Raw genomic sequence first — 18,321 nt, forward strand, 5'->3', positions numbered from 1 at the left:
TCTGTCTTAGTATAAGTCTCTCTCTCGACTTATCTTTGTGGGCCCCTCCCTAAGGGGCCTTTTTTCTGCCCCATAGCTCTATGCATTTTCTTTAGCATCCCCCAAAACTATTGGAATTTCCGGCTTCAATTATCGGGTGCAATAATCATTGCTGATCAAAAAATATTGATCACTGCGCAAGATCGTAACGATTTAAGCAGTCAATGATTATAAGAGAGTAAAGTCATGCTAGATAATAATAAATTCTTGAAGTCACCCCTTGTTCAAGCGATTGGCCTATCATCAGCACTGTTAGCCGCTGGTGCCCAGGCTGCAGAATTCCAACTGGAAGAAATCGTGGTTACCGCTCAAAAGCGTGCTGAAAGTTTGCAGGATGTTCCTATCTCTGTGAGCGCGGTTGGTGGTGAAAAGCTATCGGAAGCCGGTATTGAAAACCTGCAGGATCTGTCTGCTTACGTACCTAACCTGAAAATTATTGAAGGTGCCCTGGTACCCCAGATGTTTATCCGTGGTATTGGCTCCAGCGCCAACCAGGGTTTTGAGCAATCCGTCGGCACCTTCTCTGACGGTATCTATATGGGCCGCAGTTTGCAGTCCCGTACTGCCTTCCTGGACCTTGAACGCGTTGAGGTTCTGCGTGGCCCACAGGGTATTTTATTTGGTCAAAGCACCATCGCTGGTGCCATTAGCCTTGTAAGCGGCAAACCACAACAGGAAACCGAAGGCTCAATCTCTATTGGCCACGTGCCGCAGTATGACGAAACCGAAATCAACGGCTATATCACTGGCCCGCTGACCGACACGCTCAGTGCGCGTTTTTCCTTCCGCGATAAGCGTGAAGACGGCTACCTGAACAACAGATTGCGCGACAGCGAAAGCATGGACACCGAAGAACAGTCCGGCCGCCTGTCGTTACTGTGGGAACCCACCGAAGAACTGTCTGCCCTGTTAAAAGTTGAATCTACCCGTGTGGATCGTTCTGGCCGTTTGGATCAGCCTATCGATACTGGCATCTATAGCTTGGCAGTTCCAACACTGGTTGAAGATTCCGAGTTTGACTACAATATTCGCAGCAATGAAGACACTCGCATGGAGTTTGATAGCGACAACATTGCCTTAACACTGGAATACCAACTGGGTGACCACACCCTAACCTCGATCACAGCCCACTCCACCTACGACTACCAAGAGCTGGACTTTGACCCGGATGCCACCGAAATCCAGGTCCTGGCGTTGGATATGTTCGAAGACTTTGAACAAACCAGCCAGGAATTCCGTTTGACCTCACCAGGCGGTGAAACAGTCGATTATATTGTTGGCCTGTTCTATCAAGACTCAACGCAGGAATACACTGAGAACGTCGACGGTCACCTGAGCACGCTAGGATTAAACCCGGCTCTAGACACCTTGATTGCCCGTGACTTTAATCAGGACAGTGAAACATTCGCAGCCTTCACTCAGGTAACGTGGAATATTACCGAAGAACTGCGCGCAACTTTCGGTTTGCGATACTCTCGTGACGAGAAAGAGGGGGAGAGACGTCAAATTCTTACCTCACTGAATAATCCCGGAGTATCTCAAAACGATGTTGATATTACCCTGCCTATTGTTGGCACTGTAAGTGCTGCCGATATTCTCGCCTGGGAAGACGATGGCTCCCCCTTCTCTGGACTTCGTGCGAATGATCACTTCCTTGAAGGCAATAGCAAAGAAACCAACTGGACACCATCGGTCAATCTCCAATATGACCTGAATGAAGATGTGATGCTGTACATCACCTACTCGGAAGGTTATAAAGCTGGCGGCTTTGATGCCCGCGGCATTAATAACTTTACCGCAGGTGATGTAGATACCTTAGGCCGTAATTACGGTGTTTTCGCTCTGGGTGCTGATACTTTTGAATTTGGCCAGGAGGAAGCAGAAACACTGGAAATTGGTGCCAAAATGACCCTGCTGGACGGCGCGGCAGAATTGAATGTGGCCCTGTTCCAAACTGACTATACCGATATGCAGGTGAGTGTTTATGACGGTACCTACGGTTTCGCGGTATTGAACGCTGGCGAATCCACCGTGCGCGGTCTGGAAATGGATGGACGCTGGCGTGCCAGCGAAAGCGTAACCCTGACCGCCTCTCTGGCTTACCTGGACTTTGAGTGGACAAAGTTTGAAGAAGGCCCATGTCCTGCCGTTGGTCACAATACTCCAAGCCCAAGCGGGGATAACTGTGATTACGAAGGTCTGGAAAATAACCACACCCCTGAGTGGACTGCCAACGTAAGCGCAAACCACATTTACCCACTGTCCGATTCTCTGGAGTTGTCCTCTACTCTGGATTTGAACTTTAAAGACAATCACTATGTGGCTAACAACCTGGACGCCCGCTCAGAGCAGCCTGGCACTACACTGATCAACGCCCGTGTAGCCCTGTCTTCCCTGGAAGACGACTGGCAAGTGGCTCTGGTAGGTAAAAACCTGAGCGATCAAAAGGTTAACAACTACTCAACCAACCTGATCCAGAGTCAGGGTGGTCTGTCCGCCTCGATTGGTCGTCCAAGAACTGTCGGTATTGAAGCCAGCTACCGCTTCTAAGCTCATAGCGGTGCATCTTAATAGAAGATAAAGCGAAGGGGGTAAGCGATCTAATCGACCGCTTCCCCCCTTTATCTCCTAAACGAAGAAATCAGATCACCTATTATTTCTGAACCCAGTTACCATGAAAGCCCATCGGAACACGATGGTCGACATACTGTTATGGGTTTTCCGGATATCGCGAATCCGGAAAGATTCGAACCTTCGACCGCAAGGTTCATAACCGGTCATGCCTGCTTTATATCTTAACCCGTTAAACTACATTCTTTCATCCATATACCAGCTGTAAGCCCCATTTCACAACTTTTCTCAATTAAGCATTATCTAATCACGCAATTCCCGCCGCAGAATTTTTCCCACAGCAGATTTAGGTAATTCAGTTTTAAATACCACATACTTGGGAACCTTATAAGCTGCAAGTTCTTGACGACAAAAATCTCTAACATTCTTCTCCGTCAATGCCTCATTGGTTTTAACGACGAACAGCTTAACCGCTTCTGCGGTACGATCATCGGCAACGCCAACCGCAGCGCACTCAAAAACATCTGGATGACTAGAGACAACATCTTCAATTTCGTTTGGATAGACATTAAAACCCGACACCAAAATCATGTCTTTAATGCGATCCACAATACTGATATAACCATCTTCGTGAATTACTGCGACGTCGCCGGTTCGAAACCAGCCTTCAGCGTCAAATGCTTCGGCGGTCGCTTCCGGTCGCTGCCAGTATCCTTTCAACACTTGCGGGCCACGAATTAGAAGCTCGCCCTCCTCCCCAGACTCCAGAGTCTTTCCATTCACGTCGACCACTTTCACTTCTGTTCCAAAACCGGGTTTTCCTACCGTCCCCAGCTTGCGCTCGTCTGGTGAATTACAACTCGTTGATGCTGCTGTTTCTGATAATCCGTAACCTTCAAAAATGTCACTGCCAGTACGTTCCCTCCACTCATCCGCTATGGAAGTCACCAGCGCGGCACCGCCCGATATAGTCCCACGCAAAGCGCTAAAATCTATTTGATCGAACTCAGGATGTTCTAACAACGCAGAAAACAAAGTATTCACCCCAGCCATTCCGGTAAATCGGTAGGATTTCATGGTTTGCACCATTGCGTCGATATCCCTAGGATTGGGAATCAAAACCGATACCACACCGCCCAGGCAGGTACCTACGATGCTAGAAGTAAACCCATAAACATGATAGAGAGGCATGGGGGAAATAAAGACTTCAGACTCACCGTCGCCTTCTATGTATTTTTCATGCTCTCTTAGCGCTATTGCAAAGCCGGCAAAGATATTGCCATGCGTTAATACTGCCCCCTTAGCCGGGCCGGTCGTGCCACCGGTATACTGTAATAAGGCAATATCGTCCATGGTTGCCTCGTTAGCAGGCGCTATTCGATCTGGTGTGGATTCCAGTAACGCTGACAAACCAAGTACATTTGCTAAAGCAGTGTCAGGCAGCACCTCTGCTTGAGAGAAGCCTTCAAACTGCGTCACAATAACGGTTTTTACGTTCGTTTGTCGGATCGCACTTTCTATGCTTGGTAATAGCTCTACCAAAGCTACCAATGCCTTGGCACCGCTGTCTTGAAATTGATGAACAAGTTCACGCTCGGTATAAAGGGGGTTGGTATTAACCAAAACCAACCCTGCTCGCAATGCCCCCCACGCAACAATCGGATACTGAGAAATATTGGGTAACTGCACGGCAATGTGATCCCCTTTTTCCAGCCCCCCCTCACTACGGAGATAAGCAGAAAAATTTCGGCTCATCCGCTCAAGTTCAGAGAACGTCAAATCCTTCCCCATGCAGGAGAAAGCCACCCGAGAAGGGTATTTTTTACAGCTTTCTTCAAAAACATCTACGAGATTCGAATAACCCTCGGTATTAAGTTCTACTAACTTTTGCTGTGAGAACAACTCAGTGGTATCTGCCATCAAACTACAATTCTCCAATGTAAAATATATCCGCTAAGGGCACGAAAATGAGGGCTATTAGCCATCCAGCTGAGTCCGAATGTCTACATAGCGCTTTTGATCTAAACGATAATGTATAAAAATAAATGCGCCTAACAGCCCAATACACGACAGGCCAGGCCCATAAACCCAAGCTAGACGAGCAGACATATCGGGGGTTACATCAGCAATACTGACAACACCTTCGAAATTTGCGAAATCGATGGTAAGCCCCGCGAGAAAAGTGCCAACACCAAAGGTAACTTTCTGGGTCAGCATGAGGGCAGAATTAAGAATGCCTTCCTGACGCCTTCCAGAAGATATCTGCAACTCATCCGCAACATCCGGAACCATGCCCGAAGATAGGTTCATGTAGGAAATATAGAAAGACTGATGAATCACAATAAAAAAGCAGACCACCAACAGTAACCCAGTACTGCCAATCGCAGGGGTCAGGCCATACAGGTGAGCGAGTACTGGTATGGGGCCAATCACTACCATACCTAGAATCATATAGACTAGCGCTCTAGGTTTACCGAACAGCTGGGTTCCCCGTAAAGACAACCAGGATGCCGGTAAGAGCGCTAACAATACAGCCATCATAAAAATACCAATTTGGTTTTCACTAAAACCATAGAAAAAGTTATTCATGTGTAATAGCAAGGTATTACCGAGCCCGATAGTTGATACTATTACCAAGTTACCTATCAACAGGATTCGAGCAGAAGGATTACGAAACAATCCAGCTATTTCCCCAAACGCATGGAACCAGTGTTGGGATCGTTGGAGCTTGGAAGTTTGCACCAGATTGGGGATATGAGGACGAGTACCCCAAATGGAAACAACCATTCCTATCATGGCCAGAAAAGCCGCATAAAATCCCACATTTCTGTAACCGTCGACAACACTGCCCGCCGCTGTGGCAATCGGGATGATCAAGAACCATGCCGACACTTGAATGCTAACTCCTCCTGCGTACCCAAGAATATTCCGGTACACCGCGATACTTGTACGCTCTGTGTAGTCCTGGCTTAACTCTGCCCCCAGAGCCATATGTGGCACGGTAAACAGCGTGAGAAAGCTACGAACAGCAACAGCCATTAGTAGATACCAAAAAAACAGTCCGGTCTGTGAGAGTTCTGCGGGAGGATTAAATATCGCAATCAATGCACCGCAGAACGGTACCACTGAAATGATCATAAAAGGGTGCCGTCGCCCCCATTTACCCGTTTTAAAATTGTCCGAAACATGACCAATAATTGGATCAGAAATGGCATCAATAACCAACGCCAAAAGCGCCGCCAAGCCTGCAAGACTGGCAGACAACCCCTGTAATTGGGTGTAATAAAAAAATAAAAAATAATGGAAACAGGTATCCTTAGCCGCCCAGGCAAAGCTACCCACACTATAACTAATCTTATCTATTGAACCGAGTCGATTCATCATTTGCCTTTGTTACTTCAGTTTATTAGTAGGCCAGAGCCATTACGATTACTTTCGACTCCTTCTCACAAGCCGATCCAAAATCTGAATCATGATCTGAAAACGGCCAGCCAGAGATACACACAGAAACGAATTCTGAAAATGTATAACCCTGACCAGCCAGCATCATTGGATGCGTTTTGCACTCAAATTAGATTAAAAAGTACGGGACACTCTGACACCCGCTGTGCGTGGTGGGGCATAACTACCGAGTACCCCGGCAGTGGGAGCTGCACCGCCGGTACCGCTAGGTAATTTCCAGTCGAAATACTCTTCATCAGTAAGATTTTCAACATAAACCTGAGCGAACCAGTCTTCCTGGCTATCACGCCAAGTAACACGGAAGTTCTGCAGGGTATTAGAATCCATACGTGTGACCTCACGCTCGAATGCATCACTATAGTACTCATCGGTATAGAGCACGTCATAGCGCAACTGAAGAGAATCACCGCTGTCAAACTGGAAGGTATGCTGGAGTCCAACCTGTAACTTCAGATCCGGCGCTCGCAACATCGCGTTGCCACTCACATCCTGGTTTGGGTCTCCCAATACAAGGGTGTTGGAGATTTCGGCATCCGTAAACTCCGCTTTCTGAGCACTCAAATTGGCATCCATCTGAAACCCTTCAAACGGGCGTGCAACCACTTCCAGTTCGGCACCATAGATTTCAGATTCCCCGGCATTCTCTAACAAAGCCTGACCTGTGTCCCAAGTACGAACCTGCATATCGGTGTAATCATAAAAATAAAAGGCACCGTTAACTAAAAGCCTACGATCAAAATAGGTGCTCTTAAAGCCCATCTCATAAGCCAGAATGACCTCTTCATCAAAGGTCTGATTACAGTCGGTACCGTTAATACCACCGGCCTTGAAACCTCGTGAAACAGAACCATAAACCATCGCGTCACTGGAGAGATCGTAATCAACGCCGACCTTAAAGGTAGGAGTCTCCCAGGAGTCGGAAAGTTTTAGGTTTTCACATTCAGTAATGACAGTACTACTAGCAAGGAAAGTCGTAGACTTAGACAGTACGGTATCACGTTCATCACGGGTGTAACGTAAACCGGCCGTAGCCCGCAAGCGGTCGGTCAGATGATACGTACCCTGCGCGAATACACCAATTGACGACAATTCATCGGCGTAGTCTATGTCAACAAACACAGAACCAAATACGGCAGGTACATCAGCATCACTAGAGGCATCATCATAGTAGTAGTTTGCACCGACTATCCATTCCAGATTTTCCTCAAAGGCAGTACCAGACAGGTTAACATCCAGGGTATATTCTTCTGCCTTTTCGCCATAAATAATATTCGCCAAAAACAAACTTGTACCGTCGGTATCACTACTGGTGTCCCGCTTGGATTCACGGTAGGAGACCAAAGCATTTAACGTCATATCATTAAAGTCCCAGACAAGCGATGAACTGGCACCCCAGACTTCCATCGATAGTTTTCCGGTAATATCACCGTAGACATCTCTGGAGCCTTTACCCACGAACATCGCAGAAGGAATTCCACCTTTCCCCCCATCCGTCACGTTCTCAAGCCGACCGGATGGACGGCTATTGATGTCACGTTTTTGATAATCACTGCGAACAATGATTTCCATATCCTCATTCGGAAGATACAACACAGACGCGGCTGCCGAACTCAACTGTTCGGTATCAACATCATCACCGTTAGTCAGGTTTTTAGCGTATCCATCACGTTCTTTATAAAGATAGGAACCACGGACCGCCAGTTTGTCTTCGATGATACCCATTGAGCCAGAGATACTGCCCTGTGTGGCATTATAGGTACCGGCAGCTACCGACACCTTGGCTGTTGGCTCAAAGGTTGGTTTTTTGGTTCTGACGTTGATATTACCGGCAGTACTGTTGCGGCCATACAGAGTACCCTGTGGGCCCCTCAGCACTTCGAACTGTGCTGCATCCTGGAAAGACGCGGCATTGGCAAAACCGTGGCCGAGATACACACCATCAAGGTACATCGCCACACCAGGGCTTTTACCAATATTTACATCATCCTGCCCTACCCCCCTTATGTAGATCTGAGCCCCCGCTGGTGCCTCGTTGAAGGTAACACTGGGCGCGAGCATTTGCAGGTCACGGACATCGTTAATATCGGTATTCTCAATCACGGCCTCTGTGATTGCTGTAACGGCAACCGGGGTATCCTGTAATGACTGCTCACGCTTCTGAGCAGTAACAATAACTTCTTCAATAAAGAAATCATCTGCATTTTTGCTTTCTTGCGCAACAACACTCATGGCCGATGTTACGGAAATAATGGCTGCGGATAGCCTGTTAACCACTAATTTTTTTCTAGTCATCTCAACTCTCTCATTATTAATCGTTATAATAAAAAAAGCACCGAACTCATTAAGGACCAACACCTCAACAACGGGTCTTTAATTCCCTCAGAGTAATATGAGACAACTCACACACACATATCCCCTACTCAGCCCAAAAATATCTCTCCAATTCAATCACAGCCATCTCCGCATAGTATTTAAGCCATGAAGTAATTAGGTTGATTCAACAAAAACCTGTCGAGCCCAGTTAACGATTATTTTTTCAAGGTTTACATGTAGACTACGAGCACAAAGATCAATAAATGCATCACGAATCAATATCGTAACAAAGCCAGGAAAGGCCAATGGATCACCCGGAAGCGTGTAAACAGATGATGAGTAGTCATTGTGTAGCAATATCAAGACATGCTACACAATGACCATTAAGAAGTGAGAATCAGGTAATCCACTTCATGAGCAGCAATAAAGCCAGCTATCAATTCGCCGTTGGGTTCAGGTATAGCCCCCAATCAGAGCGAACCAGATCAGGAGGGATTATCCCAATTTAACCCGCATTATTTTCAGTCGGTACATACCATATCGGTGAAGACCAGGCACGTTCCTGTATGGTTTCAGCGAGCCCTTCCCTTGGCGTGACACCTGCCCGAATGGCATCCCAGGTCGACCAGCGACAGACCGGATTTTCCAGTACGCGGACATAATAAAACGCCCGCTCGGACGCCTTGAAGTCAGGGTCGCGCCAACGTGATTGTAATTCTGCGGCACCAACATCTTCACTGAAGCTGCAATCATCTAGGTTGACCGTTGCACCGTTATCCCCGCAGCGATGCGTGGTGGGATCAACCGTAATCCCGTCTGAACAAGCTACATCGTATACCTGTTCATGAACCTTACCCTCGGCCAACCAGCCCTTAATGATCTGTAATCGCTGCAAAGGCGCGCTATGCACATCACGTGACGCCCATATAATAAACTCGGGAGCTTGACCACCCTTTGCCAATAGATCCGCCCCCATAGGCACACCACCCGCATAGGACTCACGAATCCAATTTTGACTATCAAAAGACGGCAGATCGTAACCGGAAAAAAATCTGACTCTTATTTTTGTCCCACTGGTACCAAATGTTTCCTTGCGTTGCATTGATTCAAAGAGTGAATCCCGAGTATTTTGCTCAGCCCAAATACCGACCAAGCCCCCTGCACTAAACGCGGTAGGGCTTGGATCAGGTTGATAGATCTTTTTTACCTCTACGGATTTTACATTTTTTGGTGATGCTTCTGCTTTAGGCCCAAAAGCCTTCAAGTCCACCTCACCACTTTCAATAACTGCCTTTGGTATCGGTACTGTTCCGCGATGTACACCTGTCATGTCCAACAGGCCTGCTTTGCCCCAATAATTATCCTCATCGCCGGCATAGCTGCCGTTATGCGTATCGCTGGAGCCGATAATACCAAAGTGAAAAGGATCAAACCCTTTTTCTTCTGCCAATGCTAAGCCGTTTTTATAGGCTTCACGGACGTAACTGTTGTTGATCTTTCCTTGGATGTGAGTACCAATTAAATAAGGGTAAATTTCAAAACCTGCCCATTCATCATTGGGGGACAACAAGGGATGGGTTTCAGACGTACCCTTAATTTGACTAATCTCAAAAAGAGGTTCATTACGCATGCGCAGCTCAGCATAGCTTTCACTCAGGGGATTTCCTGAGAAATCCACCAAGCTAAACATCTGGCCGTTAGAAGCATTGCCATTATGTGGGATAGCCAGGGTATCAATTCCCTCCTCTCGGAGCCCATCCATCCATCGCCATAAATCTTCGGGATTCAAAGAATCAAGCCGCGAAAAAGGGATCTCGGGAGCTTCACTCCCCTTGAAAATGACATTTCGGTGGAGGTTTGCGGTGCCAGGATGTGACGTGTACTCATAGGCAACAAAAGCAGTGAAATTACCCGGGTCATTGTGTCGATTGGCGGCCTCCACAGTGTCTTTCCAGGCAGACTTAGTCGTCGGCAGGTCCTCAATTTCCTTGAAGCGCGGACTATCGGGATTATGGAATTTAGCTATGGCTTTGAATGCGGCTATACGCCCCTCGATTTTGGGCGTATCCACAAACGTTTTAGCTTCTGGGTGATTAGATATCGGATTACTAGGGTCATTCATACCGGCAAACAAACCAAGGTAGAATCCGTGATCAGCCACTGCATAAAAATCCAACGGCTGCCTCAACTTCATATCAAAACCACCGGGATGTCGCAGGGCTCCACCTTTGGCAAATCGATAGGCATCGTCCGGCGTAGCAACTGTACCAAACACAAATGCATCAAACGAATAGTTGGTATGGACATGCAGATCGCCAAAGTAGGCATTGCGCTCAGGATTTGAAGGAATCACAACGTCTGTGTCACTGATAGAGCCGATGGAGAGCTCTTCAGTCTCAGCCTTTTTCACATCCTGCGTACAAGCGCTGGATAGCATAATTGACGTTATAATGAGTAGTTTGCGCATGTTGCTTCTCTTTATTCTATATCGTCTGCAATTCTTTTTTAAACAGTCACGCGATGCGTATCAAGTCAGCACCTACACTGGAAATTCCCCTTTCTCCGGCTTATTTGGGTGGCATCCGAATACCACCATCCATGCGAATAACTTCCGCATTCAGATAGGGGTTAGTGATGCATTCCATAACGGTGAACGCTAACTCCTCACCACGCCCCAGGCGCTTCGGAAACAACACGGATTGTCCCAAGTGAGCTTTAAAGGCCTCGGCATGCTCACCTTCACCATAGATCGGTGTATCGATCAAACCCGGTGCTACGGTGTTAACGCGAATACCCACAGCGCTCAAATCTCGAGCTATGGGTAGCGTCATACCTGCGACCCCAGCCTTAGAAGCGGAATACGAAGCTTGACCAATCTGTCCATCAAAGGCTGCACAGGAGGCCAAATTAACAATAACGCCACGACTGCCGTCTGTATCCATAACATCTGTTTTGGCCATGGCTGCGGCCGCGCGACTCAGAACGTTAAAGGTACCCACCAGGTTAACCTGGATAACAAAATCAAAACCCTTTATATCCATTGGTTCATTGTTGCGATCAATAGTGCGTGCGGGTAAGCCTAAGCCTGCAGAATTAACACAAACACGTAACGGGCCGAGCTCGCATGCCGTAGCGACGGCGGCATCGGCATCCTCTGTTTTGGTGACATCACATTTAGCAAACACGCCGCCAATTTCTTTAGCGATCTGACTGCCGCGCTCTTCGTTAAGATCGGCAATCACCACTTTGGAGCCAGCCTCTGCGAGCTGACGCGCTGTGGCCTCACCAATACCGGAAGCACCGCCGGTAACGATGGATGAACTCCCTTCAAGATTTACTCTTGGCATAACCATTATCCTTTAACATATTTTAATGGGACCTATTCTCGAAAACTATTTTCCGTGTAAAGTCTACGACAAGTTACACACACATAACCCTTACTCAACCTGTCAAGAATCAAAAGGTAATCCTGGCAGCTGCCACTGCGCTTACCCAATCATGCAACCTCCTAAAACTACAAAGGCTTCTTAACGAAGCCTTTGTAAACAGGTAATAATTTCAATCGGAAATTCTACTATCGCGCAGAAAGGTGGATAAGGTTGCTCCCTGCCGCCTCGGATTTGATATTGAAGTTATCATGCAACCCGCCCAGCAACGCATCTATATCGTCGGTTTTAAAATATCCGCCAATACGAATCTGACTTATAGATGCGTCAACAATGACGAATTTCTGATCGGTATAACGGGAAAACTCTTTGAGTGCCTCTTCAAGTGTTTCGCCTTTGAAGATCAAATTTCCTTCACGCCACGCCAACTTTCGATTAAGATCTTCAGGCTCTACAAACGTATGCGATTCAATCACATTACTGTATTGTGCGACATATCCTGCATCAAGGATCGCTTCGCGGACATTCGACTCATGTAAATTATTAAACTGTACCTCAGCGTCAACACTGAGTCTGGGCTCGGAATCTTTCGAACTAACATCAGCGTAAACTTTAACAGTGCCTTCAGTAACCGTAACCTCAACTCGCTCTGCCTCAGAACGCACATTGAACGCCGTACCTACAGCCCAAACCATACCTTTGCCCGCGTATACCAAAAACGGACGTTGCGGTTCTTTAGCTACATCAACATTGATCTCACCACGTAGCAGCTTAACGACTCTTCTAGAACGGGTATATTCAACGTTGACACGGCTATTGGTATTGAGCGTAACACTGGTGCCGTCTTCCAGAACAAAATTAGCACGTTCGCCTACGGCGGTTACAAAATTTCGTTGTACGGGTTTTGAGTACAGCAAGCCTTCGAGAGCAGTGGAATTAAGGAGTACCAACGCCAAAAGTACACTGACAGCAACAGCCCCTGAGGCAAACATAGTCATTCGTACGCGCTCACCAAAAGCTGTCAATACGGAACATATTGACGCATAGAACCCCTTCAGCTCCGATTTATTGTCCGATATCGGGAACATTTCTGCCAACTCTTCGAGTATCGCCATCGAATCCCAGTTAGCTGCGGCCTTAAGAAGATAGTCTCTATGAAAATCACTACGGGTTACCCAAGCCTGAAACTCCTGCGTTTCCTGCTCGCTGAGATCACGCTGATCCAGTCTTACTAACCACGCACAGGCTTCTTGCTTTATCTCAGCACGGTTGGGAAATGGCGCAACATTATCGCTACTGCTGGAATCACTATGCATTTATCTACCCTCCATTCCGTGAGGCGTTATCTTTCGTGGCATCTACGTTCATGCTTTCTTCTGCATCCATATAATCGGTACACCGCTGCAGGGCTTTGGTAAGGTGTGCTTCCACCGTTTTAAGACTGATGTCACATCGCTCAGCTATTTCCTGTTGAGAAAAACCATAGACCCTTCTCAATACAAAAACCCGTTGGCATTTAACCGGAAGTTGACGCACTGCCCTACAGAATTTCTCAAATTTTTGCCTTGACTCAAATTCAGCTTCTAGTGTAGGACTCTCCAATAAGACAGTTTCAGGAAGCAAATCCCCTAGTGAGTCTGTCAATCGATAGCTGCTTTTATTCAGCGTATTGATGGCAAGATTCTTGACCGACCGGTATAGATAAGGCTCAACTAGACTTATTTTTCGCTCTTTTTGTGCCTCAAAAGCCTTGATAAATGCTTCCTGAACCACATCCTCAACCTCATGAGGTCTGCCGCGAAAAAAACGCGATGCAAAACGCATCAGTGCCGATCTTTGCTCGCCATAGACTGTGGCCAAATCACTGGGCTTTGCTGAATCCTTTCCAGCCTCTTTGCCCTTCCCCTGATTGTTCGATGGCATAATCATTGTGGAGCGATCAACAGGCCTAACGACATGAGCCTCTCTCCCAGCCGACCTCGCAGGGGCCGGAATAGGACAGAGCCCGCAAAAACCCAGGGGCAATCCCAGAACTTATCAAGGCTCAGCTGAATGTCGCTGTGAGTCTTCACACTCAGTATTTCTTGTGGCATGGTTTTTGTCCTTTCATCGTACAAGCGCGCTTGTTTTTCTTCGCACTAGTGTAGGACAAGCGATGTCAGTAAAACCCTTACTCAACGACTAAAAGATTAGATTTCTTTCAAAAATGATAGAACTGGTCAAAAATATCAAAATAAGGGCCAATCCTTTGCCACTTTTCGGAAAATCAGTGAGATTGTCCCTCCTAAGGCGATATCAGAGGCTATATGACACTCTTAAGCCTAGCGTCCTAGGCGGTGCATACATACCAATAACTCCACCAATGTCGCTGGGCAGGATCCACTCCAGGTATTCCTCATCAGTCAAGTTCTTGACATAAAGCTGAACCATCCAACCATTCACTAAACCATCGCGCCAGGTCAGTCGAAAATCCTGAAGAGTGTTTGAATCAATACGTGTGATATCACGCTCAAATGCATCACCATAGTATTCACTGGTGTACAGTACATCGTATCGCGCATGAATAGATCCACCCGATTTAAGTTCGAAACTCTGCTGAAGGACTAATTGCGCCTTAAGGTCAGGGGCACGTAATAAAGCGTTTCCACTCACATCTACGTCAGGATCACCCAAAATGAGGTTATCGCCAATCATCGCATCCGTAAATTCGGCGTTTTGTATACTCAAACCAGCCGCCACCTGAAATCCCTTGGACGGTTTCGCTACAAACTCAAACTCTGCGCCATAAATCCGAGACTCCCCCGCATTATCAAAGTTGGCCTGGCCAGCAAACCAGGTTCGGATCTGCATATCGGTGTAGTCGTAGAAATAGAAAGCTCCATTTAACGTCATTCTATGATCAAGATAGGCGCTTTTAAAACCCAGCTCGTACGCGAGAATCGCTTCTTCATCATAGGTATCATTGCACACGGTGGCGTTAATGCCACCGGCCTTAAATCCACTGGAAACGGCCCCATATAACATTGCATCTTCTGTAAGATCGTAATCGAAGCCTAGCTTGAAAGTCGGTGTCTCCCAGGTTTCAGAAATTCCGGAGTTCTCGCACAAACTAACACGAGCATTTCCAATCGTATTGATGCCTGTAAGTACAGCATCTCTCTCATCTTTTGAGTAACGCGCGCCAGCTGTGACTCTCAAGCGATCCGTTAGGTGATAATTTGCCTGCGCGAATAGACCCATTGATTCAAGCTCATCAGAGTACTGCCTGAGTGCAGTTAGTGAGCCAAATGCATCGGAAACGACAGGCGCGACGGCATAAAGTGAGGCATCATCAGAGTAATAGTTCACCCCTACAATCCAGTCCAACCGCTCATCAAGTGCATTACCTACAAGATTAACTTCAACACTGTACTCCTCTGCACTTTCTTCTAAATCAATGGTCAAAAGTGGTAAATCTGTCCCATCAGAGTCACTTAAGCTATCACGCCTTGAATTACGGTAGGAGACAACGGAACTCAGAACCAAGTCGTTATAATTCCAGGATAAGGAGCCACTGACGCCCCAGAGTTCAAGCAACTGAGTGGTGGTAATATCGCCGTATACGTCCCTGGTTTTCCTCCCCCCTGAGCGAGCGCCGCTGGCTAGAGGACCAGGTACACCAGGGGGAAGTACACCGGGCACATCCTCAAGCCATGTCCTGGGGCGATTATGGGTATCACTTTTCTGATAATCCCCTCTTAAAATAACTTCCAAATCATCGCTCGGCGTATAGAGCAGCGACACAGCGGTAGAATTCAAATCCTCCGCATCAACGTCATCACCGTTAACCAAATTTTTCGCATACCCATCGCGCCCCTTATACAGGTAGAAGCCTCGAACAGCCAGTACATCATCAACGATACCTGTCGAGCCAGATATACTGCACTGTTTAGCACCGTAGTTACCGATGGAACCCGTCAGTTTGGCTGTTGCCTCAAAGGTCGGTTTCTTTCTGGTAATATTGATATTACCGCCGGTACTGTTACGCCCGTATAATGTGCCCTGCGGCCCCCTCAACACCTCAAATCTATCAGCGTCCTGAAAGGCGGCCGTATTAGTAAAGCCATGTCCGTGATACACGCCGTCTACATAGATTGCTACCCCGGGGTTTTGACCAACATTCACATCATCTTGACCCACACCTCTAATATAGACTTGGGTTCCCGCAGGAGCGTTATTGAAAGTGATGCTAGGCGCTAGCATTTGCAGATCACGGATATCTTCGACCTGGGTAATTTCAACTACATCCGGTGTCACCGCAGTAATTGCAATCGGCGTACTCTGCAATAACGTTTCGCGCTTTTCTGAAGTGACGGTGATTTCTTCAATAATATTCGAGTCATCAGATAGCAAAGCGTGAACTGAGTTATCACCTTCAACCCCAACGTCACTACTCACGGATATAACCAAGCGCCCCCCCTCTCCAAACTCTGCCTGCAACCCTGAATTCAGGAGAAGAATATTAACTGCTCTTGATAGGCTATATCGTCCTTTCAACCGATTAGTACGGAATTGCACTATCACATCGTACTGGTATATCACCGAAATATCGGCTTGCTGCCCAAGTGCTGTGAGCGCATCACTTGCGTTTTGCTGGGGAATATCGAAATGAAAGATAGGTACCGCCGCATGCGATACATTCGCACACAGGATAAAAAAAATAACATAGAAAATCCGTAATGAACTTATTTTCATTACCTTGCTGGCCATAAGTACAAACATTCGGAGTGTGCCGTTATAAAACTTCTGCCTTGAGCTGTTAATGGCTTTCGGGTCCCTATAGGAGAAGTGATACATACATAAGTCCTACTCAATACCCCCTAAAATTAGTGTATTGCTATCATAGGATCGCCTTGTAAGCGCCTAAAAATGCGTAGCTAAAACCGATGAAGTTAGGCTACAACACAGGCATAGATGGAATCCTATAATACAGATAAACAATCGGTAGAACCATGACCACAAAACCTACTGTTTTAGTGGTAAAACGTTATTACGAGATATCTCCGTTAGTCTTTATGGGTAGGGACTGGGTTAAACCGGTCCCCGCTTTAACGTTAGGTCCACTTACATGACTAAAATTTCAATTCTGGTCGTATGGAGTAAGGGTTATTGTATGTGTGGTTTGTCTTACATTTCACGAGGCCGAGCGAGGGCCTTTTTGTCATGGACAACCTGATATGAATTCCAAGAATAAAGCCTTAGTATCAATTCTAGCTGCTTCACTGATCTGTATGGCGCTATTAGGCAGTATCTACAACGATCAGTTAAGCGCATTGTATTCTATTACCTTTGAAAAACCCGATGACAAATTCGACCCGACACTGGCAGCCAGAAAACCTGATTATAGTAACCCTGCCAACTGGGCGGCGCTTCCAACCAAAAGTGATCCCGCTGATTTGATACCTCAGGGTATTGATGATGCTGATATTCAAGGAGAAGCGCCTGTTGACGCGTTCTTTATTCACCCAACAGGTTACCTGAGTGGAGCTAGTTGGACATCTCCCATGGACCTCGATAGCGCTACTGAAGAAAACACCCAATTTATGATGGCTTATCAGGCCAGCGCATTTAATGGTTGCTGTGATATCTACGCACCGCGATATCGGCAAGCATCGATATACAGTTACTTTACCGGATCTGATCAACTGCGCGATGAGGTGCTCGCTTTCGCATATGTAGACGTTGAAGCGGCATTTGAGTATTTTCTGAAACACTATAATAAAGGCCGCCCCTTTATTATTGCTAGTCATAGCCAGGGTACACATCACGCTTTACGACTGCTTCAGGAAAAGATTGACAATACACCACTCTACGACCGCATGATTGCCGCCTACACCCTTGGCGCCACCGAGATAGGCGTACCGAGTGAGTGGTTCGCTGACAACACGGATATTTCTGCATGTCGTTCGGCGACCCAGCTTGGGTGTGTTATTCATTGGGACGCTAAACTCGAAGGAACGGGCGGTGTAAAACGCGGCGTGGATAATAGTCTCTGCACCAACCCGCTAACCTGGAAAACTAACGAAAGAAAGGCGTCAGCGGAAAATCATAAAGGCGCAGTATCCATTACAGCCCCTTTCAATTTAAGCCTGGGTCGTGATAATTCTCCTACTCATATTAACATTGATCACTTAGGTGATCCCCTACCCAACCTTACATCTGCAAAATGCCAAGATGGCACTCTGCATGTGACAGACCAGTCCACTACAGGGTTTAATCAAGCAACTCTCGGTGGCAGCTACCACCTGTATGATTACACGTTGTTTTACTTCGATATTCGCGATAACGCAAAATTGAGAGTACACACGTATCTAGAACAGCAGAAAATGTCATCAGCGAAACTCAATTAAATTATTTTGAATTGACTGGACCAAGCAGGCCAATAACCAATCACCAGCTAGCCTAAACGTTTATGAAAAACACCCAGAACCCAAGATCTGTGCGAGTACATTACGTGATCTTCCTTAAACTCCTACCTTGATAGTCCTCACTTCAAAGAAGCGGTATGAAA

General features: G+C 46.9%; 10 protein-coding genes. 2 read left to right on the top strand and 8 right to left on the bottom strand.

All coding sequences use genetic code 11. From position 1 onward, the window contains the following. Positions 1–225: 225 nt before the first annotated feature. Positions 226–2,589, top strand: coding sequence for a TonB-dependent receptor (locus tag ACGHZ6_RS16050; protein ID WP_390615007.1), 2,364 nt, complete (start codon positions 226–228; stop codon positions 2,587–2,589). 324 nt (positions 2,590–2,913) lie between these two features. Here ACGHZ6_RS16050 and ACGHZ6_RS16055 read toward each other — a convergent pair whose 3' ends face one another. From ACGHZ6_RS16055 to ACGHZ6_RS16090, 8 genes are all read right to left on the bottom strand, one after another. Then, positions 2,914–4,530 (bottom strand): AMP-binding protein, encoded by a 1,617-nt coding sequence (locus ACGHZ6_RS16055; RefSeq protein ID WP_390615008.1) that lies wholly within the window; start codon positions 4,528–4,530, stop codon positions 2,914–2,916. Between the two features lie 57 nt (positions 4,531–4,587). Next, entirely contained in the window at positions 4,588–5,994 is a 1,407-nt protein-coding gene (locus tag ACGHZ6_RS16060) for an MFS transporter (protein WP_390615009.1), read from the bottom strand. Positions 5,995–6,186: 192 nt separating this feature from the next. Next, entirely contained in the window at positions 6,187–8,364 is a 2,178-nt protein-coding gene (locus ACGHZ6_RS16065; RefSeq protein WP_390615010.1) for a TonB-dependent receptor, read from the bottom strand. A 526-nt stretch (positions 8,365–8,890) separates the two neighbouring features. After that, on the bottom strand, positions 8,891–10,852 hold the full coding sequence (locus ACGHZ6_RS16070; RefSeq protein ID WP_390615011.1) for a DUF3604 domain-containing protein: 1,962 nt from the start codon (positions 10,850–10,852) through the stop codon (positions 8,891–8,893). A gap of 100 nt (positions 10,853–10,952) precedes the next feature. Further along, complete coding sequence (locus tag ACGHZ6_RS16075; RefSeq protein ID WP_390615012.1) at positions 10,953–11,732, bottom strand: SDR family NAD(P)-dependent oxidoreductase; 780 nt, start codon at positions 11,730–11,732, stop codon at positions 10,953–10,955. Between the two features lie 227 nt (positions 11,733–11,959). Continuing rightward, on the bottom strand, positions 11,960–13,087 hold the full coding sequence (locus ACGHZ6_RS16080) for a FecR family protein (RefSeq protein ID WP_390615013.1): 1,128 nt from the start codon (positions 13,085–13,087) through the stop codon (positions 11,960–11,962). A gap of 4 nt (positions 13,088–13,091) precedes the next feature. Beyond that, positions 13,092–13,700: an RNA polymerase sigma factor gene (locus ACGHZ6_RS16085; protein WP_390615014.1), complete on the bottom strand. Its 609-nt coding sequence runs from the start codon at positions 13,698–13,700 to the stop codon at positions 13,092–13,094. Positions 13,701–14,066: 366 nt separating this feature from the next. Beyond that, the gene (locus ACGHZ6_RS16090; protein WP_390615015.1) at positions 14,067–16,520 is read right to left on the bottom strand and encodes a TonB-dependent receptor domain-containing protein; all 2,454 of its coding nucleotides are present in this window, start codon (positions 16,518–16,520) and stop codon (positions 14,067–14,069) included. A gap of 467 nt (positions 16,521–16,987) precedes the next feature. Between ACGHZ6_RS16090 and ACGHZ6_RS16095 the strand changes: the two genes are divergently transcribed. Beyond that, positions 16,988–18,160, top strand: coding sequence for a DUF3089 domain-containing protein (locus ACGHZ6_RS16095; RefSeq protein WP_390615016.1), 1,173 nt, complete (start codon positions 16,988–16,990; stop codon positions 18,158–18,160). The last annotated feature ends 161 nt before the right edge of the window (positions 18,161–18,321 follow it).

Origin of the sequence: Maricurvus nonylphenolicus (assembly GCF_042854845.1) — a bacterium.
GTDB lineage: Bacteria > Pseudomonadota > Gammaproteobacteria > Pseudomonadales > Cellvibrionaceae > Maricurvus > Maricurvus nonylphenolicus.

Coding starts and splice junctions, on each gene's coding strand:
- ACGHZ6_RS16095 (WP_390615016.1), top strand. CDS start 16,988: ATGAATTCCAAGAATAAAGCCTTAGTATCAATTCTAGCTGCTTCACTG.
- ACGHZ6_RS16075 (WP_390615012.1), bottom strand. CDS start 11,732: ATGCCAAGAGTAAATCTTGAAGGGAGTTCATCCATCGTTACCGGCGGT.
- ACGHZ6_RS16060 (WP_390615009.1), bottom strand. CDS start 5,994: ATGATGAATCGACTCGGTTCAATAGATAAGATTAGTTATAGTGTGGGT.
- ACGHZ6_RS16050 (WP_390615007.1), top strand. CDS start 226: ATGCTAGATAATAATAAATTCTTGAAGTCACCCCTTGTTCAAGCGATT.
- ACGHZ6_RS16090 (WP_390615015.1), bottom strand. CDS start 16,520: ATGGCCAGCAAGGTAATGAAAATAAGTTCATTACGGATTTTCTATGTT.
- ACGHZ6_RS16085 (WP_390615014.1), bottom strand. CDS start 13,700: ATGATTATGCCATCGAACAATCAGGGGAAGGGCAAAGAGGCTGGAAAG.
- ACGHZ6_RS16080 (WP_390615013.1), bottom strand. CDS start 13,087: ATGCATAGTGATTCCAGCAGTAGCGATAATGTTGCGCCATTTCCCAAC.
- ACGHZ6_RS16065 (WP_390615010.1), bottom strand. CDS start 8,364: ATGACTAGAAAAAAATTAGTGGTTAACAGGCTATCCGCAGCCATTATT.
- ACGHZ6_RS16070 (WP_390615011.1), bottom strand. CDS start 10,852: ATGCGCAAACTACTCATTATAACGTCAATTATGCTATCCAGCGCTTGT.
- ACGHZ6_RS16055 (WP_390615008.1), bottom strand. CDS start 4,530: ATGGCAGATACCACTGAGTTGTTCTCACAGCAAAAGTTAGTAGAACTT.